Below are 24,458 nucleotides of genomic sequence, written 5' to 3'. Positions count from 1 at the left end.
TCTCTCAAATAAGCGTCCATTCATATCAATACGCATTGGCAAGGCGAGAATGACTCCTTATTAGTCGGCCATAATTGTGTGACGTTAAAATTCCAACACGTTGGACAAGCTGCAACCCTAACGAAAATGTGACTGACGCGATTAGCATGCCAGCAATGGTCATATTCATCGAAACAGAGAGAATCTGCCCCATATTGATAAGCGACGCCTTCCTGACTACCGACTATTACGAAAACTCGGGCGAGGGCTTGCGGCACTACATGAAGGTGCTGAAAGACCGGGGCTACACCTACGGTGAGCGCTGGGGGCCGCACGATATCGAGAACCGCGAGTTTGCTGCTAACGTGAAATCCTGCAAAGAGCTGGCGTGCAAAGGATAAGAAATTGACGGTTAGATGCACTCGCTGAATTTCAAAGTCGTACCGAAAGCGGGCATCGATACTGGCATCGAGTCGGCGCGTGAAATCCTCCCGCGTTGTGTATTCGATGAGAAGAAATGCTCGGAAGATATCTCTCACCTTGAGGGCTACCGAAAAGAGTGGGGCGACAAACGCGGCCGCTGGAAAGACAAGCCTCTCCATGACGCTACTTCACACGGTGCTGACGGCTTCCATTACTTCGCAGTGACGAAGAACAACCGCAAGCAGGTCGGCGCAGTATTCTTCTAAGGAGCATCGCCAGTGAGCGAACAAGATAACGGCCTTCAGCTGGCTGTGAATAACCTCGCCACTGAAATGCGGCGAGCGAATTACTTGAATGCCATCGGCATCGGTGGCGGCAAGACGAAGCGCCTGACGCTCTATCAGGGATTCGGCTACCCGCGCACAATCACCTTCAGTGACTTCTACAACATGTATCGCCGCAATGCCGCCGGGTTCGCTGTTGTGCACCGCTTGCTGGTTGGGTGCTGGCAGGATTACCCGGTCATCATCGACGGTGATGAAGCGGAAGAGGCGAAAGAGACCAATTCGTGGGAAAAGAAAGTCACCAAATTAATGAAAAAGCTGTGGTCGAAGGTAAAAGACGCTGATCGCCGCAATATAGTTGGCCGTTATTCCGCGCTGCTGCTGCAGGTGAAAGACAACAAGTCATGGAGCGAGCCAGTCGATGTAAAACTGGTGAAGACACTCGGTAAGTCTGCGCTGGCGAAGCTTGTCCCAGTAATGGGCTTCGTATCCCCGGCTACGGACTATGTAGAGCGCAGGCTCTGCTTGGAAACTATCTGCAATGTTGGCATCGATACCCGCATTCTGGAAACTTCATCCGGATTTGCACTGATCAAGCCGGCCAGCCGACTACCTCAGGGGCAGGTGCTACTAATCCTATCCGCCGGGCGAATGCAGTTTGTAAAGTTAAGGGAAGGGCATTAATAACGGATGATGGCGAGGCGCCCGAAGGTGAGGCCGCAGAAGAAGTGGAGGTAATGGGCAGGGTGACTTTCTTCATAAACAACATGTACGCTGATGACTCTCCGGTTTAAGATGCCGCTCATATCTGTAAACTCAAGGACCGATTGATAAATCTTCATACGAAGTAGCGACTCTTTTTGTGCTTTAACATGACTTTAACTGAATAGTTCGAGGCATATATCTTCAAAGCTGAAACTGAATGATGATATTGTGAATAAGATATTTTCGACAATGTTATCAGCGGACATGCGGTGCTTAACCTAAATTAAATTGTGCCAATGTGCAGGTTCGCACTAACATATAAACGATAATTAATAGTGCAGCAATTCTCTGGGGGTTGTTATAGAAATGGAAGAACTTAAATCAAATTCAGTTTCAGACCGCGATTGTAATCTGGTCTATGCATCGGCCTCTTCGGGCGATGTTGACGCCCAAATTAAACTCGGAAAAATGTACCGTGACGGCGACGGAGTTGAAAAGGACGGCAAAAAGGCTGTCGAGTGGCTGACAAGAGCTGCAGAACAGGGTAGTTTAGATGCCCATTACCTTTTGGGCGACATATATGCTTCAGGAAACGGAGTCCCTCTTAGCTATTCAAAAGCCCTGGAGTGGTTCAAATTTCCGTTAGATCAGGGCGACTCGGATACTCAGGTTTACGTGGGGTGGCTACACGAAAATGGATTTGGGGTCCCTAAAGATAAGTCAAAAGCTGCGGAATATTACGCTCTTGCGGCAGAACAGGGGCATAGCACTGGCCAACATAATCTCGGAAACTTTTACGAGCAAGGACTTGGGGTGCCCAAAGATGAGAATAAGGCATTCGAATACTATTCATTGTCAGCGCAACAAGGGGATAGCGATGGCCAGGCAAAATTGGGGGCAATGTATATTGCTCGTCATGACTATGAAAAAGGCAAAGACTATCTTCGCATGGCAGGTGAGAATGGCAACCAAAGGGCTCTTGAAACGCTAAAGAAAATTGAAGCGGTACAAGAAAAACACAGAATCGAAGACAGCATCAAAAAAGTCACCTGTCCTTACTGCAAAAAGCAAAGCGTGTGGGGGGAAAAATTTTGCACCGGCTGCACAGCTCGGATTAGGTATGAACAGTTAAGGAAATATGAATATATAGGTTTAGGTCTCGGTATTGTTTTCGTTGGATTTGCTATAAGTCAGAGCTTTTCATTTAGTGAAACAGCCGTTATTTTCTTCGCTATATGGTCTTTATCTCTCGTCCTCGGTAAATTGTTCGGTGAAAAAAGACCTATGTTCAGCAGAGACTAAGTCTTCAGCCTCACAAATCGATTTTATTTTCTTCTGATTTGGGCAGTGAGTTGCAGGTTGGCAAAAATTCCGAAGTAAAGTTTGTTAGACGGTTAACTGCGCCCCGTTTATCGCCGTCACTGTCCCGGTGATAAACGGTTCCAGCCTTAGATAATCCCCCTCTACGGCTACTTTTCAGAAAATATCGTTACGCCTGAACAAAGAAAATTTCTTTAATAGAAGCTCGCCTTCATGACCAATATGGAGCGAGACAAACCTTTTATTGCTGACGTGTATCTTGCGTCCACTTCTGGTACAAAACGTCCTACCGTGGGCGATACAGTTAAAGACCTAATCCGCAACCATCCACATATCGATCTCTTCAAACATCGTTTCTAAAATGCGACTCAGCTTTTCAAGGTAGCTTTTGCTGGCATCTCTGTTTAATCCGTTCGCTTGCATCGATTTTTCCGGCGGTCGGACGCAGTTTGCAAAGTTCATAGGAAAAGCGTTAATCACGGAAGTTGGCGAAGCGATATAGGGTGCGGCAGCCGAAGAAGTCGAAGTAATGGGCAGGGTGACTTACTTTATCATTCGCTCGGACGCTGATGATGATTCTCCGGTGTAAAAGCGGTGCGCACTTTAAATCGTATGGGGAGCGATACCCGCCGTTTAAACAGAGTTCTGATTGAAATATGAGCTAAATTGACCAAGGATAAACCGTTTTTCGGCAAAATTCTTCCCCAAAACGTTATGCAACTTACTGAGTAGTATGGAGTTGTATTGGTAGCTAAAATGGTGCAAATCAACACTTCGATTGCAACATAACTTTTTTTTTAATAAATAAAAACGCCACTGGAATAGTATGCTTCGCCCATATCTTCGGAGGCGGCTACGCAGCCGGTTATTACGCCTAGCTCTGGACCCAAATGCTGGCCGACGACGGCTACCAATGGTTTGTGGAAGAGGGCGGACTAAACCGCGAAAACGGGCAGAGATTCCGCGAGGTGATTTTGTCCCGCGGAAACAGCACTGATTTAGCTGAACTTTATCGCCAGTGGCGTGGGCACGATCCGCAGATTGAACCGATGCTGGTAAATCGCGGGTTAAGCGCGTAGGACTTTTCAGGCTGGAAACAGAACCGGGCGCAATGCCCGGTTTTTTCACCTGAAAGATGCATCTGCCAGCTCAGTTGAACCTCTTGTTTATCCTCCCGCCTCGCTCGATATAACCATAAGCATGCCTTATATTTTAAAGGTGGCGATTTGCCGCATATGCCAACAGGAGTTCAAAATGAAATCCAACGAGCAAGGTTCGAACAAAGATCAGTCTAAGCAGTCACAAAAGAACCCCAAAGACGACCAATCCAAACAGAAACCGGGTAAAGCCAGGTAGACTCTCATAACTAAGTTTGACGGAGGTTTTATGACTGATCGTCCAGATTACGTTGATCCTCTTCCTGATGATGAAACGCTTCCTGATGATGACATCCCTGACACACCTGATGTGAATGACCCGCTGGTCGAGGATGACCCTGATATCACCAGGAGACCGCTATAAAAATTTAATAACCGCCTTCGGGCGGTTTTTTTATGTAAAGCGTGCACAGCTATGTTGTCTAAAGGTAAAACGTTAAAGTGGAAAATAACGCGCAACGATATTGGTCAGGAGACGTAATGGATTTTTCCCCTTTTATGCACGCGTTAGCGGCACTTCTTGTCCAGTGTCTGTGCGGTCTGAAATGGAATCGGTGGGGTACGGGCGGGGCGCTGGGTTCGCTGTGGTTTATCGCCCGGGAACAGACTCAGGCTGAATACCGCTGGATTGCTCTGTTTGGTCACGGCAAGCGCGCCAATATGCCGTGGTGGGGCGGGTTTGACTGGCAGGTCTGGAATGTCGCCAGCCTGCTCGACTGGCTGGTGCCGGTGGTTGCCTGCACCCTTATCTGGCTTTTATCCTGCTCCATGCGCCAGAAAAGGGCAAATATCCCGCAGCTATAGCGCATGTTTAGTCTTTATTTATCTTCCCCATGCTAGCTTATTGAGGATCCGCAGCCTGGTATGGAATGCCGGGTCCGTAGATAGCAAAATACAAATCTATCCATGCAAGCATTTACCGCCAGTCTCTGGCGGTTTTTTTTGCCTTTCAGCCGCTACATGAATTTTTTTCAACACCAATGAATTTTTCTCGTTTGCCGTAAGCCCGGCGCTGTGACATCTTTTTTAGACATTTAGCCATCCAGAAGGCTAAAACTTCAAGAGATGAATTATCACTGTCGGCAATTACCTGGCGGCAGTTAAAGGAGAAAAGCATGCAGCGACAACACGCCCCGTACCGTGCCGATGTGGTAGGCAGTTTCTTACGACCCGACGCCATCAAGCAGGCGCGGATCCAGTTTGCCAGCGGTGAGATTAACGCGCAGCAGCTGCGTGCAGTAGAAGACGAGGCGATTCGCCACGTGGTTGAACAGCAGTGCGCCTGCGGCCTGCAGGTGGTGACCGACGGCGAGTTTCGTCGCGCCTGGTGGCACTTTGATTTCTTCGACGGCCTGCAGGGGGTGGAGCGCTACGAATCTGAGCAGGGGATCCAGTTTAACGGCGTGCAGACCAAAGCCCACGGCGTGCGCGTCACCGGCAAACTGGGCTTCGGCAGCCATCCGATGCTCGACGACTTCCGCTATCTGCAGAGCATCAGCGGTAATGCACAACCTAAGATGACCATCCCAAGCCCGAGCGTGCTGCATTTCCGCGGTGGGCGTAAGGTCATCGACGCCACGGTCTACCCTGATCTGGAGGTCTATTTCGACGATCTGGCACAGACCTGGCGCGATGCTATCCACGCGTTCTACGACGCGGGCTGTCGCAATCTGCAGCTGGACGATACCGTCTGGGCCTATCTCTGCTCCGACGATCAGCGCCGCCAGATCCGCGAGCGGGGCGACGACCCGGACCAGCTGGCGCGTACCTATGCCCGTGTGCTGAACAAGGCGCTGGAAGGCAAGCCGGACGATCTGACTATCGGGCTGCACGTCTGCCGCGGCAACTTCCGCTCGACCTGGATTTCCGAAGGGGGTTACGAGCCGGTGGCGGAGATCCTTTTCGGCACCGTGAATGTTGACGCCTTCTTCCTGGAATACGACAACGATCGCAGCGGCGACTTTGCCCCGTTACGCTTTATCCGTCCGGGCAAGCAGCAGGTGGTGCTGGGTCTGATCACCACCAAAAGCGGCGAGCTGGAGAACCCGGAAGGGGTGAAAGCGCGTCTGGAAGAGGCAGCGAAGTATGTCGCGAAAGATCAGATCTGCCTCAGCCCGCAGTGCGGCTTTGCCTCCACCGAAGAGGGGAACGCCCTGACCGAAGCGCAACAGTGGGACAAGGTGCGTCTGGTCACGCAAATCGCCAGCGAAGTCTGGTAACCGCTTCTCACAGCGTTGCATTAATAAAGTGCAACGCTGTGCCATCCTGATCCGCGCCTGCTTTCAGAATTCTCCCCAGCCCCCTGAATCCACAGTTTTTTCGTTCTGGCATCCTTTTTGCTCTGTCTCATCCTGAATGCTTTTTCTGCGTCCACGCCGTAACGGACGATTTCGCACAGCGTTTCTTTTCAGGAGTGAAAATTATGCATCGTCGTACCTTGTTAAAAGCTTTTGCTTTGTCGGCCTCTGTGGTGGCCATGGGGATGAGTTTCAGCGTGCAGGCCGCCGACACCATTAAAATTGGCATCATGCACTCCCTCTCCGGAACGATGGCGATTTCGGAAACGCCGCTTAAGGACGTGGCGTTGATGACTATCGATGAGATCAACGCCAAAGGCGGCGTGCTGGGTAAAAAACTGGAGCCGGTGGTAGTAGACCCTGCCTCCAACTGGCCGCTGTTTGCCGAAAAAGCGCGTCAGCTGTTAAGCCAGGATAAAGTGGCGGCGGTGTTTGGCTGCTGGACCTCGGTGTCGCGCAAATCGGTCCTGCCGGTATTTGAGGAGCTGAACGGTCTGCTGTTCTACCCGGTGCAGTACGAAGGGGAAGAGATGTCGCCGAACGTCTTCTACACAGGCGCGGCACCTAACCAGCAGGCTATCCCTGCGGTGGAATACCTGATGAGTGAAGACGGCGGGGCGGCGAAACGCTTCTTCCTGCTCGGCACCGACTACGTCTACCCGCGCACCACCAACAAAATTCTGCGCGCCTTCCTGCACTCCAAAGGGGTTCAGGATAAAGATATCGAAGAGGTCTATACCCCGTTCGGCCACAGCGATTACCAGACCATCGTCGCCAGCATCAAGAAATTCTCCGCCGCAGGGAAAACCGCGGTGGTCTCCACCATCAACGGTGACTCCAACGTACCGTTCTACAAAGAGCTGGCGAACCAGGGCGTAAAAGCCACCGAGGTACCGGTTGTCGCCTTCTCGGTAGGGGAAGAGGAGCTGCGCGGCATCGACACCAAACCGCTGGTGGGTAACCTGGCAGCGTGGAACTACTTCGAATCGGTGGATAACCCGGCCAACCAGACCTTTGTTGCGGCGTACAAAAACTGGGCGAAAACGCAGAAGCTGCCAAACGCCGATACGGTCGTGACCAACGATCCGATGGAAGCCACCTACGTAGGCATCCATATGTGGGCCCAGGCGGTAGAGAAAGCGGGCACCACCGACGTGGATAAGGTGCGTGCCGCCATGGCGGGCCAGTCCTTTAAAGCGCCGTCGGGCTTCACCCTGACCATGGATGCCACCAACCACCATCTGCATAAGCCGGTAATGATTGGTGAAATCGAGGGTAACGGCCAGTTCAACGTGGTGTGGCAGACCGAAGCGCCGGTACGCGCCCAGCCGTGGAGCCCGTTCATCGCCGGAAACGACAAAAAACCCGACACGCCGATTAAAACCGCCAGCAACTGAATCCGGATCAGAGAGGTAAAGCCATGAACGTCATGCGCACGATCTTCGCTCTCGTATGGCTTGCCGGACTGCTGCCAGGGATGGCGCAGGCAACGGACGCCGATAATTTTGTTGCCGCCAGCCGCAGCCAGCAGGCCGTTCTGCTGGAGCAGTGGGCCGCCGCGCCGGATCCGTCCAGGCTGCCGCTGCTGCGGGCTCTGAAACAAGAGAATGTTGTTGTCGACGACAACAAACACGCTTTTACCCGCCAGGCGGGCGGGTTAATCCCCCTCAGTGATGCGGCTCAGGCGCAGGGCTCACCTAAAGCGGTGCGCCTGACCAACCGCCTGAGGGTGCTGGCCGCCACCGCGCTCGCTACCCATCAGTTGACAGGTGACAGTGTCACCGAAAGGCTGGCGGCAGCGCGTCAGCTTCAGCGCGATCCCCAGCCGCAGATGCTGCCGTTTTTACAACGCCAGCTGGCGAGTGAAAGTGATGATGGGGTGCGGGAGGTGTTGAGCCTCGCCGTCGCCAGTCTGCAACTGACCAGCCCGCAACCCGCGGTGCGCAAGCAGGCGGTGACGCTGCTGGGAGAATCGAGCGACCCGGAAGTGCAGGCCCGCCTGCTGCCCTATACCCACGCTCAGACGGAGCCGGATAGTGAAGTACGCGAGGCCGCGGCGGAAAGCCTGCGCCAGATCCAGCATCGTCAGACGATAAGCGACCTGCTGGGGCAGGCGTTTATGGGGCTGTCGCTGGGCTCCATTCTGCTGCTGGCCGCGCTCGGGCTGGCGATCACCTATGGATTGCTCGGGGTGATCAATATGGCGCATGGGGAGATGCTGATGCTCGGGGCTTACGCCACCTGGCTGGTGCAGCAGGCGATGGCGCAGTTTACCCCGCAATGGCTCACTTTTTATCCGCTGTTGGCGCTGCCGGTGGCGTTCATGCTGACGGCGTCGGTAGGTATGGCCCTTGAGCGCACGGTGATCCGTCATCTCTATGGCCGTCCGCTGGAAACCCTGCTCGCCACCTGGGGTATCAGCCTGATGCTCATCCAGCTGGTGCGCATGCTCTTCGGGGCGCAGAACCTCGAAGTGGCGAACCCGGCATGGCTCTCCGGCGGCGTGCAGGTCTATGCCAGCCTGATCCTGCCGTGGAACCGGCTGGTGGTGCTGGGCTTTGTGCTGCTGGTGCTGTTTTTCACCTGGCTCATCCTCAACAAAACCCGTCTGGGGCTGAACGTGCGGGCGGTAACGCAGAACCGCAGCATGGCCGCCTGCTGCGGGGTACCGACCGGGCGCGTCGATATGCTGGCTTTTGGGCTCGGATCGGGAATTGCCGGGCTCGGCGGCGTGGCGCTGTCGCAGCTGGGTAACGTCGGACCGGAGCTGGGCCAGGGTTACATCATCGACTCCTTCCTCGTGGTGGTGCTCGGCGGTGTGGGTCAACTGGCTGGCAGCGTGGCGGCCGCCTTTGGTCTGGGGATTTTCAATAAGATCCTCGAGCCGCAGATGGGTGCCGTGCTCGGCAAAATCGTGATTCTGGTGGCGATCGTTCTGTTTATTCAGAAGCGCCCTCAGGGGTTATTTGCACTGAAAGGGAGGGTAATCGACTGATGAGCCAGCCACTGACCTTAACCCTGGCGCGGAAAGCGCCGCGCAGCGTACCGATACTCGGCGCCCTGATCCTCGCCGCACTGCTGGTGCTGCCGTTTCTGGCGCTGCTGCCCGCCACCCATCCGTTGGCGGTCTCTACCTGGATGTTGACGCTGGTGGGCAAAATCCTCTGCTATGCCATCGTTGCCGTGGCCCTTGATCTGGTGTGGGGCTACGCCGGGATGCTCTCGCTCGGCCACGGTCTCTTTTTTGCCCTCGGCGGCTACGCCATGGGAATGTACCTGATGCGTCAGGCCGCAGGCGACGGATTACCGGCGTTTATGTCCTTCCTCTCCTGGAGCGAATTGCCCTGGTACTGGTGGGGCACCCAGCATTTCGCCTGGGCGCTGGTGCTGATCGTCATGGTGCCCGGCCTGCTGGCACTGCTGTTCGGCTGGTTTGCCTTCCGCTCGAAAATTAAGGGGGTCTACTTTTCGATCATGACTCAGGCGCTGACCTTCGCCGGGATGCTGCTGTTCTTTCGCAATGAAACGGGCTTTGGCGGCAACAACGGGTTTACCGGATTTACCACGCTGCTGGGCTTCTCCGTGACCGCCACCACCACGCGTATCGGATTGTTTATTGCCACCGTACTGCTGCTGGCCGCCTCGCTGGCGGTGGGCTATGCGCTGGCGAAAAGCAGGTTTGGCCGCATCCTGACGGCGGTGCGGGATGCGGAAAACCGGCTCACCTTCTGCGGCTACGATCCGCGCGGTTTTAAACTGCTGGTCTGGACCCTGTCCGCGGTGCTGTGCGGATTGGCCGGAGCGCTCTACGTTCCGCAGGTGGGCATTATCAACCCCGGCGAGATGTCGCCCACTAACTCCATCGAAGCGGCGATCTGGGTGGCCCTCGGCGGACGCGGAACCCTGATCGGCCCGGTAATTGGCGCGGCGTTGGTCAACGGCGCGAAAAGCCTCTTTACCGTGGTGATGCCGGAGTACTGGCAGCTGTTTCTGGGGCTGATCTTTATTGCCGTTACGCTGTTTTTACCGCGCGGGGTCACGGGCCTGTTGCGCAAAGGAGATAAATAATGCAGCCAGCCGAAGCGTTATTTACCCGCCAGCTTCCCGGGGATCGTTACCGCGATCAAACTGACCCGGTGTTGCAGCTGGAGGGGATCAACGTCAGCTTTGACGGGTTTAAAGCACTTACTGATCTGTCGCTCAATATTGGCGTGGGGGAGCTGCGCTGCGTGATTGGCCCCAACGGCGCCGGGAAAACCACCCTGATGGATGTTATCACCGGTAAAACGCGGCCCCAGAGCGGGCGGGCGATTTACGATCAGACGACCGATCTCACCACCCTCGACCCGATAGCCATTGCCCGCCAGGGCATCGGGCGCAAATTCCAGAAGCCGACGGTGTTTGAAGCCCTGACGGTATGGGAAAACCTTGAGCTGGCGATGAAAGGAGATAAGTCAGTGTGGGCCAGCCTGCGCGCCCGGCTGAGCTGCGAGCAGGGGGACCGGATCAACGAGATGCTGAGTCTGCTACGCCTCGGCGGGGAGCGGCATCGCCGGGCGGGGTTGCTGTCCCACGGCCAGAAGCAGTTTCTGGAGATCGGCATGCTGCTGGTGCAGGAGCCGCATCTGCTGCTGCTCGATGAGCCGGCCGCGGGGATGACCGACGCCGAAACCGAGTATACCGCCGAGCTGTTCCGCACCCTGGCGGGTAAACACTCCCTGATGGTGGTGGAGCATGACATGGGTTTTGTTGAAACCATTGCCGATCACGTGACGGTGCTCCATCAGGGCCGGGTGCTTGCGGAGGGGTCGCTGCGAGACGTGCAGGCCAACGAACAGGTGATTGAAGTCTATCTTGGACGCTAAGGAGCGCGGATGCTAAAGGTTAATGAACTCAATCAGTATTACGGCGGGAGCCACATCCTGCGCGGGGTCAGCTTTGAGGCGCTGCCCGGCGAAGTCACCTGCCTGCTCGGGCGCAACGGCGTAGGTAAAACCACGCTGCTGAAGTGTCTGATGGGGCTGATCCCGGCGCGCAACGGGGAGATCCTCTGGCAGGGCAAAAATCTCACCCAGGCTAAACCGCACCAGCGGGTGCAGGCGGGTGTCGCCTATGTGCCGCAGGGGCGGGACATTTTTCCCCGACTGACGGTAGAAGAGAATCTGCTGCTCGGGCTATCGCGCTTTCCGGCGCGCGAGGCAAAGCAGGTCCCGGAGGAGATCTGGCAGCTGTTTCCAGTGCTTAAGGAGATGAAGCTGCGCCGGGGCGGCGATCTCTCGGGCGGGCAACAGCAGCAGCTGGCAATTGGCCGGGCGCTGGCCAGTCGTCCGCAGCTGCTGATTCTGGATGAGCCGACGGAGGGGATTCAGCCGTCAGTGATCAAGGAGATCGGCCAGGTGATCCGCCAGCTCGCCAACCGGGGCGATATGGCGATCCTGCTGGTGGAACAGTTCTATGATTTTGCCGCCGAGCTGGCCGACAGTTATCTGCTCATGTCCCGGGGAAGCATTATCCAGCGCGGGCGCGGAGAGAACATGGAGCAGGAGGGTGTCCGCGGCCTGGTCGCAATTTAACAGGGTTGTTTTGCGCAATGTTATACTATAACATCCTCGCTCACTTAAACGGAGTGAGGATATTATCTTGGCAGGACATATTGGTAAGTTTGCAATAACTCTGGGGGCGCTGCTGGTCAGCGGCCAGCTGTATGCCCATTCCCATGGACATCAGATGACCGAGGCGGAACAAAAAGCGGCAAACGGCGTGTTTGACGATAAAGATGTAAAGGATCGCCCGCTCTCCAACTGGGACGGCGTCTGGCAGTCGGTCTATCCGTTTCTGCTGAGCGGCGATCTCGACCCGGTATTCAAAAAGAAGGCGGAGAAAGACAAGAGTAAAACTTTTGATCAGGTAAAAGCCTATTACCGCACCGGTTACGCCACCGACGTAGAGAGCATCGGCATCGAAAATAATGTGATGGAATTTCATCGCGGGAAAAACGTCGCCAGCTGCGAATATGTCTCTAGCGGCTACAAGATCCTGACCTACGCTTCCGGTAAAAAAGGGGTGCGCTACCTGTTTGAATGTAAGGACGCCAGCAGCCAGGCGCCGAAATTTGTCCAGTTCAGCGACCATATTATCGGCCCGCGCCAGTCCAGCCATTTCCATATCTTTATGGGCAACACCTCCCACGAGGCGTTATTAAAAGAGATGGACAACTGGCCAACCTACTATCCAAACGAAATGTATAAAGAGCAGGTCGTTGAGGAGATGTTGCACCATTAATTTCGGTGCGATATGTGTGCCGGGTGGCGGCTGCGCCTTACCCGGCCTACCAATATTTCGGAATTCATTAATACTTTCTTCAAGTTATGTGTGCTTATATCTCATCCTGTAATGCTAATAAAAAATTACTGATGGGAGGAGTATGTATTTCAATGATGCAATCATTACTTCTGTGCAAGCTGATAAAATCCTTGCTCTTAAGTTGGATAAGGCGGTAGCAGGCGTCAAGGATAACGTCACCTCCACTCTTAAGCAAATGGAAGGTGGTGTAACCCGTGCATCGTATTATATATCTTGCTTTTTAGAGAATTATCAGGATGTATGTGCGAAACTTAAGCATGAGGATGCAAGGTTTATCTCTGGTCTTATCCAGTTATATAAAGATCGAGATGTTATTTTTGAAATGATTCGACTGTATATAGAAATTCATTTTAAAAATAAAACAGAAGGGCGTATTCAACATATCCTTCGCAAACTTGTTAAAGCTGGTGTTTATCTATCAACAACAGGCACGACGAACCGGTTGCTCACTATTTCTGTGGCAACTGCGATCTGCCAAAGCTACAGTTTTCATGCCATAGTACACGGGCGACTAAGTCAAGCCAGATCGCTGATTCTAAAAGGAAGCGTAACAGCTACAGCAGTTTCGCTCAGCGTTTATGGTTTAGTTCATGAAGCAGCGCTTTGTGCTGATAATCTTAAGATATTTAATGCATTTTATTATCAAGTGCTCTATGCGCGTAAACTTGAAATGATGTATTTCATTATCGAGCCATTAATTACCCGTAGCCCCTATCTAAACCCCATGATTATATCAGATGATGAGCTTGTTGATTTAATTGTCAGGCTAATGAGGTAAATTATGCGGTTCTTAAAAAAATGGTTGAAAGAAGAGTTTGTCCTGTTTCTATGGGGATGGGGATTTTGTTTATCAATTGTTGTATTTGCTATGTTCGCTGTCTCTCACTTTCCTGATGTTGCCATCGAGTTAACAGGATTATTCATTTTATTTCTTATTGGTTTTCACGTTTTTCTCTGGTTTAAATTTAAAAAGTAATAGAGAGGATATAAAATATGTCTAACCCCGCACATTTATGGCTTACGGATGACAACGGTTCACCCATAGTTGGTCCTTGTCTTATGCCTGCCCGACTTGGTTCTATTGAACTGCGGTCTGTTAGTCATCATGTTTGGTTACCCTCGGATCCAAATACGGGTAAACTAAGTGGGACCAGACTTCATACTCCTGTAAAAGTCCAGAAAGAGTTTGATAGAACGACGCCATTGCTGTTTCGGGCACTTTGCGAAGGCCGTACATTAAAAACAGCAACGCTGAAGATGTATCAAACCAACGACGCTGGTATTGAGGTAGAGTATTTCAATATTGTCATGGAAAACGTCAAAATTTGTGCCATTACGCCGAATTTGCATCCCAGTGGTATGACAAGCACGCACCTTGAAGATATTGAATTACGGTATGAAAAGATTCTGTGGAAGTACATCGATGGAAATATTCTCTACGAAGATAGCTGGAACCATCGTGTATTCGCGTAAAATGTGAACATTAAGCTCCAGTGTTATTCAGACTGGCCCGGCAAGCGCCGCGTCGCCGGGCGCTGCTCTTAAGCTACACGAGGTAATTCATCCCACGCCTTCATCCGCATCCCGCGCAAAATCATCATCCACGCCAGCACAATGGCGACCATCATGATCACAAACAGCGACCAGTGTGGAAGATGGGTCAGGATCAGCCCGGTGATCATCGGGTTAAACGCCGCACCCAGCCAGCCAAGGGCCTGGGCGGAGAAGTAGCTGGCCTTCATGCCCGGCGGGGCGATGTTGTCGATCAGCATATATTCACCTGGCGCATAAATAATTTCGCCGATGGTAAACACCGCCGCGGCAATACCCCAGTAGACCAGATTCTCGCCGGAGAGCATAAACCCTGCCAGACCCAGTACGAAAAATAGGGTGCCCAAGGTCATCAGCGGGCGAATATTACGCGCCGACAGTTTACGACCAATGATGTATTGCAGGGAGACCACCAGCGCGGCATTCACCGGCAGCACCACGGCCACCACCTTTTGGGCAAAATCGCTGTCGTAATCGGCCGCCAGCACATACTGAGAGATACAGCTGGCGAATGAGCCGCCCACGTAGGAGGCCAGCAGCCCCGAAAGGGTGTACCAGAACAGTGCCCGGTCACGAAGCAGCACTGACGGCTGCCATGGCACCGGGGCGTTTTCACCGTCGGCCGCCACGCTTTTCTGCACGTACCGCTGCACCAGCACTAACGGCAGCGCAGCGCAAAAGGCGGCAACCCAGAACGGCAGTTGCAGGCTGTACATCACCAGCAGCGTGCTCAGCGGCGGTCCAATGGTCCAGCCAATGTTCAGAAAACTGTAGTTTAACGAGAAAACGCGCGCCTTTTCCGCCGGGCTCAGCACATCGGAAAACCACGCCTTCAGCACCGTGGAAAAGACCGAATAGGCGCAGTTGATGAGCGAGAATGCCAGCACCACCATGACTGCATTATCCACCAGCGGGATCGCCAGGAAGCCCAACGCCACTGCCGTAATGGCGATCAGCATATAGCGGTTTTTATCGAACTTGTCGGCCAGAATGCCAAACCCTAAGCTGAAGACCACGCCAATCGTCAGGGCCACCGTCAGGGCATAACCAATATTCTCCACGCTCATGTTGAAGACGCGGGTTAAATAGATGGTCATAAACGGCAGCGTGGCGCCGCGGCCAATGGTGAGTAATAGCGATGAGGCCAGCAGCGCTGCGGTTGAACGCCTGAGAGACTGTTTCATTTTCCTGCCCGACAAATGCATGTAAATTTTTGTAATATCTATCAGGATTATCACGCCATAAGCATCTTGTATAGCACCCAATTTATCCCTAAGTGCTTTGCCTGCCTGTCAGAATTAATGATCTGTTCCTCGCCCGTTTTTTTCGTTACTTTGATAAGTGTTTACAAAAATTTAATAAACAGGGGCAGGGTATGACGCGCAAAGACGGGCTGCTGGCGTTGCTGGTCGTGGTGGTTTGGGGACTGAATTTTGTGGTGATCAAAGTCGGGCTGCACAATATGCCCCCGCTGATGCTGGCCGGTTTACGCTTTCTGCTGGTAGCCTTCCCGGCGCTCTTTTTTGTCGCGCGCCCGAAAATCCCGTTTCGTCTGTTGCTGGGCTACGGTCTGACCATCAGCTTTGGTCAGTTTGCCTTTCTGTTTTGCGCCATTAACTTCGGCATGCCTGCCGGGCTGGCTTCCCTGGTGCTGCAGGCGCAGGCATTCTTTACCATCATCCTTGGAGCAATGGTGTTTGGCGAGCGGCTGCAGGGTAAGCAGCTGGCGGGGATCGCTCTGGCCGTCGTCGGCGTGCTGGTGCTGGCAGAGGCCAGCCTCAACGGGCAGCACGTCGCGCTGCTGGGCTTTTTACTGACACTGGCGGCGGCATTCAGCTGGGCCTGCGGCAACATTTTCAACAAAAAGATCATGCAGCTGGAGACGCGTCCGGCGGTGATGTCGCTGGTGGTGTGGAGCGCGCTTATTCCGATTGTGCCCTTTATGCTGGCCTCCTGGCTGATGGATGGCCCGACGGTCATGCTTAACAGCCTGGTCACTCTCGATCTCACCACCATTTTGTCGCTTTTCTACCTGGCCTTTGTCGCCACCATTATCGGCTATGGCATCTGGGGCTCACTGCTCGGACGCTACGAAACCTGGCGGGTGGCGCCGCTGTCGCTGTTAGTACCGGTGGTGGGGATCGCCAGCGCGGCGCTGCTGTTGGATGAAAAGCTCGGCGCATTGCAACTTGCAGGGGCAATTCTGGTGATGGCAGGGCTCTATATTAATGTCTTTGGTTTTCGCTTGCGCCGGACAGCGCGGGTGAGAAGCTAAAAAAAAGCCCCGCGCGGGCGGGGCAAAACGAATTAATTGTGCTGATTGTAGTACGGCACCCCTAATTCGTCGGATTTGTCGCTGCCTGCGCCCATATGGTTAAAATCGTGAGGCGACTGACCGTTAGCGGTCGGCAGAATCATCGTGTCGCGGCTGTGTGGCTGCGGCACGGATGGCGTTTGCTCCGCAAAACTCTGGCCTGAGACCAGCACCAAAGCGGTAAAGGCGGCGGAAGCGAATAGTTTCATGATTTCCTCGATACGTCTTAGAGCCTAACCCACCAGGCTCTTAATACAGGCGATTAGCAGTTACAGTGATTGATCGGAAGCAGATACCGGGATTCCCCATGCATATTGGTAATACGGTATTTATGCGGTGGCACATCGAAGTAGTTCTTGAACGTGCGGGTCAGGGTCTGTTGCGATTCAAACCCGTAACGCTCAGCCAGATACAGGATCGGCTCGTTACTTTCCTTCAGCTTCTGTGCGATTTCCGTTAATTTGCGGCTGCGGATGTACTGGCCTAATGAGTGGCCGGTCTCTTTTTTAAACATCCGTTGCAGGTGCCATTTTGAGTAACCTGAGCGCTCAGACACTTTTTCAAGCGAGAGCGGTGACTCCAGGTTATCTTCGATCCAGTCCAAAATGCTATGAATAGTGATGGCGTCAGTATTGCGTCTGGACATCGTCATACCTCTTTCTGTTTACGGCAGGATTTTCTTAAGCAAACGCTCAAGAGTTGCCACTTCGTCCGCCGTTAAGTTTTTTGTTAGTTCCTGGTGCAGCTCTTGTCCTACTAATTGATGACATTTTTCACACATTTCCGCGCCGTTGCTGGTCAGTTGCAACAGCACGCCGCGTTTGTCATTTGGATTCGGGCGGCGTTCAATCCACCCTTTGCAGACCAGCCGATCGATCATTCGGGTCAGCGCGCCGAGGTCCACAGATAAGATTTTCTTCAGCTCAACCGGGGTAATACACCCTTCGCAGCGCACAGAACAGAGCACTTTAAACTGCGTAGCGGTGATATCCAGCGGCGACAGATAGTCATTGAGCAGGCGATCTTTCTTCTGGTTAACCATATAGATAAGGCGACCCAGCGGAATGATTTCGTTGAAGAGGTCACTGGTGCTTTTCACAATGGTTGCCCTGGCAAGTAGTTTAATCACGGCAGATATTATTGCTCAGGCAACTATAAGTCAACTGAATGCATTTGCTTATGACACGATTTGCTAAAGCGATTCAGATCAAGTTTTTGCCCGTTTTGTCGTTCTATCCATCACCAGAATAAATTGATTCCGTAACGAAAATATTACTTACGATGTGTGCGTGGCTGAAACAGGCGGTTTAACCTTATACTTGCCCGGTTAAATTTTGATAAGGACAACTCAGTAAAATGGTTGATTTAATTAAAGCAATTGGGCTTGGGCTGGTGGTATTGCTGCCGCTGGCTAACCCGTTAACTACCGTTGCGCTGTTCCTGGGTCTGGCGGGCGATATGAACCGTGAGCAACGTAACCACCAGTCGCTAATGGCATCCGTATACGTCTTCGCGATCATGATGGTGGCGTACTACGCCGGGCAGCTGGTCATGAACACCTTCGGGATCTCTATTCCCGGCCTGCGTATCGCGGGTGGGCTGATCGTTGCTTTTATCGGCTTCAGAATGCTGTTCCCGGCGCAAAAAGCGACGGATACCACCGACGCGCAGGACGCGCTTGAGGAGAGGCCGGGTAAAGAGGTGCCGAATATCGCCTTTGTGCCTTTGGCGATGCCAAGCACCGCAGGGCCGGGGACCATTGCGATGATCATCAGCTCCGCCTCAACGGTGCGCAGCGGGTCAACTTTTCCGGAGTGGGTGGTGATGCTTGCGCCGCCGCTGATCTTCGCCCTTATCGGCGTGATCCTGTGGGGCTGTCTGCGCAGCTCCGGCGCCATTATGCGCTGGGTGGGCAAAGATGGTATCGAAGCGATCTCCCGCCTGATGGGCTTCCTGCTGGTCTGCATGGGCGTGCAGTTTATCATTAACGGCGTGCTGGAAATTATCCAGACTTACCCCTAATCATTGAACCGGGTGGCATTCTGCCACCCGGTCGCCTCGCTAGCCGTGATGGGGCTGCTCTTCCAGTGCGACGGGCCATTTGCGGAAAATCAGTACCGACCAGATTAACGCCGCCAGCGCCGGTATCGCCCCCAGATAGCCAATTGATGCCATCGACAGATGCAGGCTTATCTGATTCCCCACCAGCGCACCTGCGCCAATCCCCAGATTGAAAATGCCGGAAAAGAGCGCCATCGCCACGTCGGTGGCATCGGGCGCCAGCGCCAGCACTTTCACCTGCATCCCAAGACCGATAATCATGATCGCCACGCCCCAGACAAGGCTCAGCAGCGCCAGATGCATTTCGCTCCCGGAGGCGGGAAGCAGAAGCAGCAGACACGCCAGCAGCAGGCCAATGGCGCTGCTGACAAGCGTAGAGGCGTGACGGTTGCCGAGCTTACCGAACAGCAGACTGCCGATAATGCCGGCGCCGCCCAACAGCAACAGCAGTACCGTGGCAAAGCGGGCGCTGAATCCGGCAACCGACTGCACAAACGGCTCGATATAGCTGTAGGCGGTGTAGTGGGCCGTCACCACCACGACCGTCAGCAGATAGAGGCTCATCAGCGCAGGGCGACGTACCAGCAGCGGCAGGCTTTTCAGGGAGCCGGAGTGCTCGCTCGGCAGTTTCGGCAACAGTTTGATCAGACACAGCAGAGTGAACAGCGCCCCGAGGCCGATAATGAAAAAGGTGGTACGCCAGCCAAAATACTGCCCGACAATGCGGCCCAGCGGCAGCCCGAGCACCATTGCCAGCGCGGTGCCGGTCGCCAGCAGGCTCAGCGCCTGAGCGCGTTTCCCGGCAGGGGCCAGACGGATAGCCAGCGAGGCGGTAATCGACCAGAAAATGGCGTGGGCAAACGCAATCCCGATCCGGCTTATCACCAGTACCGTAAAGTTCCATGCCAGGAACGACAGCACATGGCTGGCGATAAACAGCACGAACAGGCCGATCAGCAACGCGCGGCGCTCAATCTGGCTGGTGAGCAGCATAAAGGGGAGCGACATCAGCGCCACCACCCAGGCGTAAATGGTGAGCATGATCCCCACCTGCGCCGTCTCCATGCCGAAGCTGCTGGCGATGTCCGAAAGCAACCCGACAGGGACGAACTCCGTGGTGTTAAAGATAAACGCGGCGACGGCGAGCGTCACCACCCGTAGCCATGCGACCCGGCGGGAAACTGTGTTGGTTGTCATAGGAATGTCAGGGATCGGTTACGTATATGAGGTGTTTTGATCTTAAAACCATCACTGATGGAAATACAATCATTTTGTGATGCAGATCTCACTGTGGTGGCAAAGTAATCGCTGGTGAAATCGGTTATTTTCCATGAATATAGGATGCAACATTAAGTTAACAGTAGGTAGAGCGATGCAGGAAATTGAGTTTTATCTCGTTGATGCGTTTAGCGATAGCGCATTTGGCGGTAATCCGGCGGCAGTGTGCCCCCTCGCGGAGTGGTTGCCGGACGAGACGCTGCTGAAGATGACGCAGGAGCATAACCAGTCGGAGACCGCCTTTTTTGTGCGCCATAAAGGTGGCATCGAGCTGCGCTGGTTTACCACCCACGGCGAGGTCAACCTCTGCGGCCACGCGACGCTTGCTACCGCCTGGGTATTATTTAACGAGATGGACTATCCCGATGCCCGGATCCATTTTGATACTGCTTCCGGCAGGCTCACCGTCAGCCGCGACGGTGACTGGTTAATCCTCGATTTCCCGGCCTGTCCGACGGAGGCCCAGACCCCACCGCCAGAGATGCTCCATGCGCTGGGGATTGACCGCTATGTCGAGGCCCGTAAGGGGCGCGCCTGGGTGCTGGTGCTGGAAAACCGTCAACAGGTTGAGGCGGTTACGCCTGATATTCAGGCCATGACCCCCGGCGAGCACAAAGTGTCGATTACCGCCCGGGGCGAGGGCGAATACGATTTTGTCAGCCGCTTTTTCTCGCCGGGCGTGGCATTGTGGGAAGATCCGGTCACCGGCTCGGCGCATACCATGCTGATCCCCTACTGGAGTGAAAAGCTGAACAAAACCTCGCTGTTTGCCCGCCAGGTCTCTGCGAGGGGTGGCGATGTGCGTTGTGAACTGAAGGGCGACCGGGTGCTGATGAGCGGCAAAGCATCGCTCTACATGAAAGGTCATCTATTTTTACGCTAATAACAAGGGTTAACCCAATGAAAGAAATAGCATACTATCTGGTCGATGCGTTTAGCGACCGCGCATTTGGTGGGAATCCTGCAGCCGTTTGCCCTCTGGAGGCGTGGCTGCCGGATGAGGTTCTGTTAAAGATGGCACAGCAGCATAACCAGTCGGAAACCGCGTTTTTCGTGCGCACCGATGCGGGCTTTGAGCTGCGCTGGTTTACCACGCAGTACGAAATTAACCTTTGTGGCCACGCCACGCTTGCCAGCGCCCACGTGATTTTTGAGTATCTCGACTACCCGCACACGGAGATCGTCTTCTCAACCCGCTTTGTCGGCGAACTGCGGGTTAAGCGCAGCGGCGACTGGCTGACGCTGGACTTCCCTGCATGGGGTTGTGAGGTGGTGGAAAACCCACCCGAACTGCTGTTCAGCACCCTGGGTATCCGCGAGGCGAAAGAGGTGCGGGCAGGGCGCGATTATATGGTAGTGCTGGAAAACCAGCAGCAGGTTGAGGCCCTAACCCCGGATATCGACGGCATGATGCCGCTGGGTAAGATGGTCTGCGTCACCGCCCCGGGGGATGAGTATGACTTTGTCAGCCGCTTCTTCTGCCCGGGCGAAGGGGTGGCGGAAGATCCGGTTACGGGCTCCGCCCACAGCATGCTGATCCCGTACTGGAGTGAGAAGCTGGGTAAAACCGCGATGCAGGCTCGCCAGGTCTCCGCCCGCGGGGGCGATCTGCGCTGCGAGCTGAAGGGCGACCGGGTGTTGATTGGTGGCCAGGCGGCGCTCTATCTGAAAGGCACCGTGTTCCTCCGCACGCTTTAGAAGCCTTTGTTGTGCTTTAACCACTCCACCTCTTCAGGGGTGGAGCTTCTTCCCATAATGCTGTTGCGGTGCGGATAGCGGCCAAAGCGCGCAATAATCGCCTGGTGTTTGATTTCCGCACTAAGAAAGCCCGGCTCATTCAGGGCGGTAAACAGCCGCTCTGCTTCCTGATGAATGACCCGTGATTCCGCATGCATCATCGGCAGTAGCGAGACGCCCTTTTGGTTGCTGTCCAGTTCATGCCACATCGGCTGATAAACCAGCTCCTGAGCCAGAATCAGGGCCATACCATCCTGCTGCCAGGCACGGGGATCGTTGCGGTTCAGGTTACGCGAAAGCTGATCCAGCAAAATAATTTCCGCCAGCCGTCCGTGCGGCCTCTCCCGCCAGTGAAATAGCTCCCCCCGGCAGGCGGCCTGCCACAACGGGTAGAAGCGATGTTTGCACTGGGCGTCAAAATCATCGTTACGGGAAAACCAGAGCGCCTGGTGTTGGTCGTGAAACCAGAATTCAAGAAGCGGGGTGTATTCCATGGCAGCTCCGGCGTTGGGGATAGTGGTTAAAACGTAGCACAATTGTTGCTCACTCTCTGTGGGAGAGGGGCACACATTACCCTCGTCGGCATCGCCCGGTGGCGCTGCGCTTGCACGGGCCTACAACCCCCCGTAGGCCGGGTAAGGCGTAGCCGCCACCCGGCTAAAGGCCGCACAATCTACCCCAACGACGCCCCCCCGCACAGCACCAGCTCCTGCCCGGTGATGGGCGCGGCCTCGGCGCTAAGCAGGTAATTCACCATTGCCGCCACCTCTTCCGGGGCGATGAGCCTCCCCATCGGCGGTACTTTTGGCGGTGACGTTTCCCGCCCTGGCGCGCTCAGCATCGGCGTCTGGGTTGCCCCCGGCGCGACCACGTTGGCGGTGATCCCCCGCGGCGCCAGCTCTGCCGCCCAGCTGCGCACCATGCCTACCAGTGCCGCTTTGGTGGCGACATACTGCGACCGGCCCGCGGCGCCGCGAGAGGTACGGCTACCGATAGCCACCAAGCGTCCACCGGCGCTCATCCGTGGGGCAAAGTGGTTGAACAGGATCTCGGCGGCGTGAATATGCAGCCCCCACAGGCGGGCGCTGACTGCCGGATCCAGCTCACCGAGCGGGGCGGCAGCCATCATCCCAGCGGCGTGAATAATCGCCTGTGGCACCGGAAGGGCGTTAAGCGCGGCAGAAATCGTGACAGCGTCACTTAAATCGACGCTCAGGCTGGTGAAGTTCGGATGAGCGTTGTCCACACCGCGACGGCTGATGCCCGTTACCTGCCAGCCCTCGGCCAGCAGGCGGTTAACGATCGCTTCGCCGATGCCGGAGCTGGCTCCCGTGACGATGGCTGAACGCATATCACCCCTCCAGCAGCGCGCGCGGCACTTTAAACACCGCCTTGCGCACGGTCATGGGTTCATCCACGGCACATAATGCCTGATGGGGTTCCCCGGGCAGGAACACCGCAAAATCACCGGTGCGCAGGGTGATACTCACCGGATGCACCGCGCCGGGAGCGATAAAGAGATCCGGCTTGCGCTCTTCATCGCCCGCCTGGGCCAGCGACTGCATGCCGGCGTTAATGATCTCTTCACCCGCCAGCACCACCTGAATATCGGCCCACTGATGGTGATATTCAGTATGGCGCTCGTCCTGCGGCTGGGTCTGCGCCGGGCCGATATGGCAGAACCACGAACAGCCTTCCGGCTGCCAGCGTCCGTCATCCCGGGCAGTCAGCGCCGCCAGAGTGCACTCCGGGCGATGGAGGATCTCACGGAGAGCGCAGGGCAGCCCTGCCAGCGGCAGGGCGTTAAGGTGACCGATAATCACTGTTGCGACTCCTTGACCCATTCCGGCGATATGCGCACATATTTGATCGCCTGACGGAAATAGGTGTAGGCGATATGCAGCGTGCCGTCGGAGCTCTGCTTGATGCTGGGATAGGAGAACTCACGGTTGAGCTTCTCCAGCGAGTTGTTGGTCATGCAGTAGCCGTCGCCTTCATCGAGATTGCGCTGCCAGGCCCAGCTTTTCCCGCCGTCGTTGGAGATTGCCACCGTCATCGGCGCGCGCGGTGCGCCCCAGAACGCGGCGCGGCCATCGGTCACTTCCGGCTCTTTACGCCCGTCGCCGTCGTCGATCTCGTCATACAGCGAGGCGCGGCGCTCCAGCGCCCCCGCCGCGCTCATGTGGTTGAACACCAGCGCCAGCTCGCCGCTCGCAAGGGTGGTGACCTGAATCGACGAGTTGTTGTTCGGCAATTCAGTCGGCTCCGGCACCGACCAGCTTTCGCCGTTGTCCAGCGACTGGCTGATGTAGATATTATCCGCCCAACGGCTACGATACAGCGCCACCAGATTGCCGTTTTTCAGCGCCGTAATGTTCATATGCACGCAGCCCAGGCTCTCCGGCACCTCGACATCGCGCCAGCGTTTCCCCTGATCTTCCGAGATTTTCACCGCGCTGATGTCGTCGTTACCCACCCATTTTTCGCCCGGCTTAGTGCGGCAGTAGAAGACCGGCAGCAGCCAGTTGCCGTTCTCCAGCACCACGATGGGCTGGCGAATAAAGGTGCCGGGCTTATCGAGCAGGGTGGCGATCTCCCCCCAGCTCTGGCCCAGATCCTCAGACTTGCGGTAGCGCACGATGGCGGTATCCTGGTTGCCGGAGATCTGCGCGGTCCACAGCAGCCACAGCACGTTGTCAGGGGCCAGGAACAGGACCGGGTTCTGCTCCGAGCGGCTGGCGTCGTCGGAGAGCTTCACCGCCTCGCTCCACTGATTGCTGCCGGGGGCCAGGCGCGACCCCCACACCGAAATATCAGCGATCCCTTCCTGGGTGCCGCCGAACCAGACGCACATCAGGGTGCCATCCGGCAGCGGCAGCAGATTGGCTGCGTGGTTCTGCGGGCAGGAAGAGGGCAGCATCGCTGTTTCCACGCGGGCATCCTCTGGCTGCGGGCGAACAATCCCGTCACGGGTTACGGTTACAGACAT

The 24,458-nt window shown here is 55.1% G+C and carries 26 protein-coding genes and 4 pseudogenes; 20 read left to right on the top strand and 10 right to left on the bottom strand.

Going from position 1 to position 24,458, the window contains the following annotated elements; translation table 11 throughout:
- Positions 1 to 215 precede the first annotated feature (215 nt).
- From C3406_RS10505 to C3406_RS10490, 3 genes and pseudogenes are all read left to right on the top strand, one after another.
- Positions 216 to 668, top strand: a pseudogene (locus tag C3406_RS10505) (terminase); the annotation flags it as partial.
- Between the two features lie 12 nt (positions 669 to 680).
- A pseudogene (locus C3406_RS10500) lies at positions 681 to 1,163 on the top strand (DUF1073 domain-containing protein); the annotation flags it as partial.
- Positions 1,164 to 1,757: 594 nt separating this feature from the next.
- Positions 1,758 to 2,693 carry a tetratricopeptide repeat protein gene (locus C3406_RS10490; RefSeq protein ID WP_103824461.1) on the top strand — a complete coding sequence of 312 codons (936 nt, stop codon included), beginning with the start codon at positions 1,758 to 1,760 and terminating at the stop codon, positions 2,691 to 2,693.
- A gap of 330 nt (positions 2,694 to 3,023) precedes the next feature.
- On the opposite strand, the pseudogene C3406_RS26490 reads toward C3406_RS10490, so the two are convergent.
- Positions 3,024 to 3,140: pseudogene (locus C3406_RS26490) on the bottom strand (DinI-like family protein); the annotation flags it as partial.
- 401 nt (positions 3,141 to 3,541) lie between these two features.
- Here C3406_RS26490 and C3406_RS10480 point away from each other — a divergent pair.
- The 13 genes and pseudogenes from C3406_RS10480 to C3406_RS10425 all read left to right on the top strand — a co-directional run.
- Positions 3,542 to 3,790, top strand: a pseudogene (locus tag C3406_RS10480) (M3 family metallopeptidase); the annotation flags it as partial.
- A 307-nt stretch (positions 3,791 to 4,097) separates the two neighbouring features.
- On the top strand, positions 4,098 to 4,232 hold the full coding sequence (locus tag C3406_RS26485) for a hypothetical protein (RefSeq protein ID WP_231604280.1): 135 nt from the start codon (positions 4,098 to 4,100) through the stop codon (positions 4,230 to 4,232).
- A gap of 116 nt (positions 4,233 to 4,348) precedes the next feature.
- The gene (locus C3406_RS10475) at positions 4,349 to 4,672 is read left to right on the top strand and encodes a hypothetical protein (protein WP_103824460.1); all 324 of its coding nucleotides are present in this window, start codon (positions 4,349 to 4,351) and stop codon (positions 4,670 to 4,672) included.
- A gap of 311 nt (positions 4,673 to 4,983) precedes the next feature.
- Positions 4,984 to 6,087, top strand: coding sequence for a cobalamin-independent methionine synthase II family protein (locus C3406_RS10470; protein ID WP_103179542.1), 1,104 nt, complete (start codon positions 4,984 to 4,986; stop codon positions 6,085 to 6,087).
- A gap of 203 nt (positions 6,088 to 6,290) precedes the next feature.
- The gene (gene urtA, locus C3406_RS10465) at positions 6,291 to 7,562 is read left to right on the top strand and encodes an urea ABC transporter substrate-binding protein (protein ID WP_103824459.1); all 1,272 of its coding nucleotides are present in this window, start codon (positions 6,291 to 6,293) and stop codon (positions 7,560 to 7,562) included.
- A gap of 23 nt (positions 7,563 to 7,585) precedes the next feature.
- Entirely contained in the window at positions 7,586 to 9,160 is a 1,575-nt protein-coding gene (urtB, locus tag C3406_RS10460) for an urea ABC transporter permease subunit UrtB (RefSeq protein WP_103824458.1), read from the top strand.
- Positions 9,160 to 10,233, top strand: a complete 1,074-nt coding sequence (gene urtC, locus C3406_RS10455; protein WP_103824457.1) for an urea ABC transporter permease subunit UrtC — start codon at positions 9,160 to 9,162, stop codon at positions 10,231 to 10,233. Before urtB ends, urtC begins: the two co-directional genes overlap by 1 nt.
- Positions 10,233 to 11,030, top strand: a complete 798-nt coding sequence (gene urtD, locus C3406_RS10450; RefSeq protein WP_103824456.1) for an urea ABC transporter ATP-binding protein UrtD — start codon at positions 10,233 to 10,235, stop codon at positions 11,028 to 11,030. The genes urtC and urtD overlap by 1 nt, the downstream gene beginning before the upstream one ends.
- Positions 11,031 to 11,039: 9 nt before the next feature.
- On the top strand, positions 11,040 to 11,738 hold the full coding sequence (gene urtE / locus C3406_RS10445; protein WP_103824455.1) for an urea ABC transporter ATP-binding subunit UrtE: 699 nt from the start codon (positions 11,040 to 11,042) through the stop codon (positions 11,736 to 11,738).
- A 67-nt stretch (positions 11,739 to 11,805) separates the two neighbouring features.
- Entirely contained in the window at positions 11,806 to 12,447 is a 642-nt protein-coding gene (zinT, locus tag C3406_RS10440) for a metal-binding protein ZinT (RefSeq protein ID WP_103824454.1), read from the top strand.
- A 142-nt stretch (positions 12,448 to 12,589) separates the two neighbouring features.
- Positions 12,590 to 13,306, top strand: coding sequence for a hypothetical protein (locus tag C3406_RS10435; protein WP_103824453.1), 717 nt, complete (start codon positions 12,590 to 12,592; stop codon positions 13,304 to 13,306).
- A gap of 3 nt (positions 13,307 to 13,309) precedes the next feature.
- Positions 13,310 to 13,504 (top strand): hypothetical protein, encoded by a 195-nt coding sequence (locus C3406_RS26480; RefSeq protein WP_103824452.1) that lies wholly within the window; start codon positions 13,310 to 13,312, stop codon positions 13,502 to 13,504.
- Positions 13,505 to 13,521: 17 nt separating this feature from the next.
- Positions 13,522 to 14,001 carry an Hcp family type VI secretion system effector gene (locus C3406_RS10425; protein WP_103824451.1) on the top strand — a complete coding sequence of 160 codons (480 nt, stop codon included), beginning with the start codon at positions 13,522 to 13,524 and terminating at the stop codon, positions 13,999 to 14,001.
- A gap of 68 nt (positions 14,002 to 14,069) precedes the next feature.
- Here the strand turns inward: C3406_RS10425 and ydeE are convergent, their stop codons facing one another.
- A complete protein-coding gene (gene ydeE / locus C3406_RS10420) occupies positions 14,070 to 15,263 on the bottom strand; it encodes an efflux MFS transporter YdeE (protein WP_103824450.1) in 1,194 nt (397 codons plus the stop codon).
- Positions 15,264 to 15,454: 191 nt separating this feature from the next.
- On the opposite strand from ydeE, the gene eamA reads away from it, so the two are divergent.
- On the top strand, positions 15,455 to 16,354 hold the full coding sequence (eamA, locus tag C3406_RS10415; protein WP_103824449.1) for an O-acetylserine/cysteine exporter: 900 nt from the start codon (positions 15,455 to 15,457) through the stop codon (positions 16,352 to 16,354).
- Positions 16,355 to 16,386: 32 nt separating this feature from the next.
- Here eamA and marB read toward each other — a convergent pair whose 3' ends face one another.
- Genes marB through marR form a run of 3 tightly spaced genes read right to left on the bottom strand, consistent with a single transcriptional unit; the run spans position 16,387 to position 17,492 of the window.
- The gene (gene marB / locus C3406_RS10410; protein WP_103179554.1) at positions 16,387 to 16,602 is read right to left on the bottom strand and encodes a multiple antibiotic resistance protein MarB; all 216 of its coding nucleotides are present in this window, start codon (positions 16,600 to 16,602) and stop codon (positions 16,387 to 16,389) included.
- 53 nt (positions 16,603 to 16,655) lie between these two features.
- Entirely contained in the window at positions 16,656 to 17,039 is a 384-nt protein-coding gene (gene marA, locus C3406_RS10405; RefSeq protein WP_139156372.1) for an MDR efflux pump AcrAB transcriptional activator MarA, read from the bottom strand.
- Between the two features lie 18 nt (positions 17,040 to 17,057).
- Positions 17,058 to 17,492 (bottom strand): multiple antibiotic resistance transcriptional regulator MarR, encoded by a 435-nt coding sequence (marR, locus tag C3406_RS10400; protein ID WP_103824448.1) that lies wholly within the window; start codon positions 17,490 to 17,492, stop codon positions 17,058 to 17,060.
- Positions 17,493 to 17,749: 257 nt separating this feature from the next.
- Here marR and C3406_RS10395 point away from each other — a divergent pair, with 257 nt between their 5' ends.
- Entirely contained in the window at positions 17,750 to 18,415 is a 666-nt protein-coding gene (locus tag C3406_RS10395; protein ID WP_103824447.1) for a MarC family NAAT transporter, read from the top strand.
- A 39-nt stretch (positions 18,416 to 18,454) separates the two neighbouring features.
- Here C3406_RS10395 and C3406_RS10390 read toward each other — a convergent pair whose 3' ends face one another.
- Entirely contained in the window at positions 18,455 to 19,651 is a 1,197-nt protein-coding gene (locus C3406_RS10390) for a sugar transporter (protein ID WP_103824446.1), read from the bottom strand.
- A 175-nt stretch (positions 19,652 to 19,826) separates the two neighbouring features.
- Between C3406_RS10390 and C3406_RS10385 the strand changes: the two genes are divergently transcribed.
- Both C3406_RS10385 and C3406_RS10380 read left to right on the top strand, forming a co-directional pair.
- Positions 19,827 to 20,615 carry a PhzF family phenazine biosynthesis protein gene (locus tag C3406_RS10385; RefSeq protein ID WP_103824445.1) on the top strand — a complete coding sequence of 263 codons (789 nt, stop codon included), beginning with the start codon at positions 19,827 to 19,829 and terminating at the stop codon, positions 20,613 to 20,615.
- Between the two features lie 17 nt (positions 20,616 to 20,632).
- A complete protein-coding gene (locus tag C3406_RS10380) occupies positions 20,633 to 21,430 on the top strand; it encodes a PhzF family phenazine biosynthesis protein (RefSeq protein ID WP_103826484.1) in 798 nt (265 codons plus the stop codon).
- Here the strand turns inward: C3406_RS10380 and C3406_RS10375 are convergent.
- The 4 genes from C3406_RS10375 to C3406_RS10360 form a co-directional block, all read right to left on the bottom strand.
- Positions 21,427 to 21,963 (bottom strand): DUF924 family protein, encoded by a 537-nt coding sequence (locus C3406_RS10375; RefSeq protein WP_103824443.1) that lies wholly within the window; start codon positions 21,961 to 21,963, stop codon positions 21,427 to 21,429. The genes C3406_RS10380 and C3406_RS10375 overlap by 4 nt on opposite strands.
- 179 nt (positions 21,964 to 22,142) lie before the next feature.
- Positions 22,143 to 22,820, bottom strand: coding sequence for an SDR family NAD(P)-dependent oxidoreductase (locus tag C3406_RS10370; RefSeq protein ID WP_103824442.1), 678 nt, complete (start codon positions 22,818 to 22,820; stop codon positions 22,143 to 22,145).
- A 1-nt stretch (position 22,821) separates the two neighbouring features.
- Positions 22,822 to 23,292 carry a NanQ anomerase/TabA/YiaL family protein gene (locus C3406_RS10365; RefSeq protein ID WP_103824441.1) on the bottom strand — a complete coding sequence of 157 codons (471 nt, stop codon included), beginning with the start codon at positions 23,290 to 23,292 and terminating at the stop codon, positions 22,822 to 22,824.
- Positions 23,289 to 24,458: a sialidase family protein gene (locus tag C3406_RS10360; protein WP_103824440.1), complete on the bottom strand. Its 1,170-nt coding sequence runs from the start codon at positions 24,456 to 24,458 to the stop codon at positions 23,289 to 23,291. Before C3406_RS10360 ends, C3406_RS10365 begins: the two co-directional genes overlap by 4 nt.

This window comes from Leclercia sp. LSNIH8, from assembly GCF_002920195.1.
In the GTDB taxonomy this organism is placed as follows: domain Bacteria; phylum Pseudomonadota; class Gammaproteobacteria; order Enterobacterales; family Enterobacteriaceae; genus Enterobacter.
Note: the sequence above shows the minus strand (reverse complement) of the source record. Positions and strands in the feature narration are given on the sequence as shown.

Coding starts and splice junctions, on each gene's coding strand:
- urtD (WP_103824456.1), top strand. CDS start 10,233: ATGCAGCCAGCCGAAGCGTTATTTACCCGCCAGCTTCCCGGGGATCGT.
- C3406_RS10360 (WP_103824440.1), bottom strand. CDS start 24,458: ATGTCTGTAACCGTAACCCGTGACGGGATTGTTCGCCCGCAGCCAGAG.
- C3406_RS10395 (WP_103824447.1), top strand. CDS start 17,750: ATGGTTGATTTAATTAAAGCAATTGGGCTTGGGCTGGTGGTATTGCTG.
- marB (WP_103179554.1), bottom strand. CDS start 16,602: ATGAAACTATTCGCTTCCGCCGCCTTTACCGCTTTGGTGCTGGTCTCA.
- C3406_RS10375 (WP_103824443.1), bottom strand. CDS start 21,963: ATGGAATACACCCCGCTTCTTGAATTCTGGTTTCACGACCAACACCAG.
- C3406_RS26480 (WP_103824452.1), top strand. CDS start 13,310: ATGCGGTTCTTAAAAAAATGGTTGAAAGAAGAGTTTGTCCTGTTTCTA.
- C3406_RS10385 (WP_103824445.1), top strand. CDS start 19,827: ATGCAGGAAATTGAGTTTTATCTCGTTGATGCGTTTAGCGATAGCGCA.
- marA (WP_139156372.1), bottom strand. CDS start 17,039: ATGTCCAGACGCAATACTGACGCCATCACTATTCATAGCATTTTGGAC.
- C3406_RS10470 (WP_103179542.1), top strand. CDS start 4,984: ATGCAGCGACAACACGCCCCGTACCGTGCCGATGTGGTAGGCAGTTTC.
- urtC (WP_103824457.1), top strand. CDS start 9,160: ATGAGCCAGCCACTGACCTTAACCCTGGCGCGGAAAGCGCCGCGCAGC.
- C3406_RS10435 (WP_103824453.1), top strand. CDS start 12,590: ATGTATTTCAATGATGCAATCATTACTTCTGTGCAAGCTGATAAAATC.
- urtE (WP_103824455.1), top strand. CDS start 11,040: ATGCTAAAGGTTAATGAACTCAATCAGTATTACGGCGGGAGCCACATC.
- C3406_RS10380 (WP_103826484.1), top strand. CDS start 20,633: ATGAAAGAAATAGCATACTATCTGGTCGATGCGTTTAGCGACCGCGCA.
- urtB (WP_103824458.1), top strand. CDS start 7,586: ATGAACGTCATGCGCACGATCTTCGCTCTCGTATGGCTTGCCGGACTG.
- C3406_RS10390 (WP_103824446.1), bottom strand. CDS start 19,651: ATGACAACCAACACAGTTTCCCGCCGGGTCGCATGGCTACGGGTGGTG.
- C3406_RS26485 (WP_231604280.1), top strand. CDS start 4,098: ATGACTGATCGTCCAGATTACGTTGATCCTCTTCCTGATGATGAAACG.
- C3406_RS10425 (WP_103824451.1), top strand. CDS start 13,522: ATGTCTAACCCCGCACATTTATGGCTTACGGATGACAACGGTTCACCC.
- C3406_RS10475 (WP_103824460.1), top strand. CDS start 4,349: ATGGATTTTTCCCCTTTTATGCACGCGTTAGCGGCACTTCTTGTCCAG.
- eamA (WP_103824449.1), top strand. CDS start 15,455: ATGACGCGCAAAGACGGGCTGCTGGCGTTGCTGGTCGTGGTGGTTTGG.
- C3406_RS10490 (WP_103824461.1), top strand. CDS start 1,758: ATGGAAGAACTTAAATCAAATTCAGTTTCAGACCGCGATTGTAATCTG.
- ydeE (WP_103824450.1), bottom strand. CDS start 15,263: ATGAAACAGTCTCTCAGGCGTTCAACCGCAGCGCTGCTGGCCTCATCG.
- C3406_RS10370 (WP_103824442.1), bottom strand. CDS start 22,820: ATGCGTTCAGCCATCGTCACGGGAGCCAGCTCCGGCATCGGCGAAGCG.
- urtA (WP_103824459.1), top strand. CDS start 6,291: ATGCATCGTCGTACCTTGTTAAAAGCTTTTGCTTTGTCGGCCTCTGTG.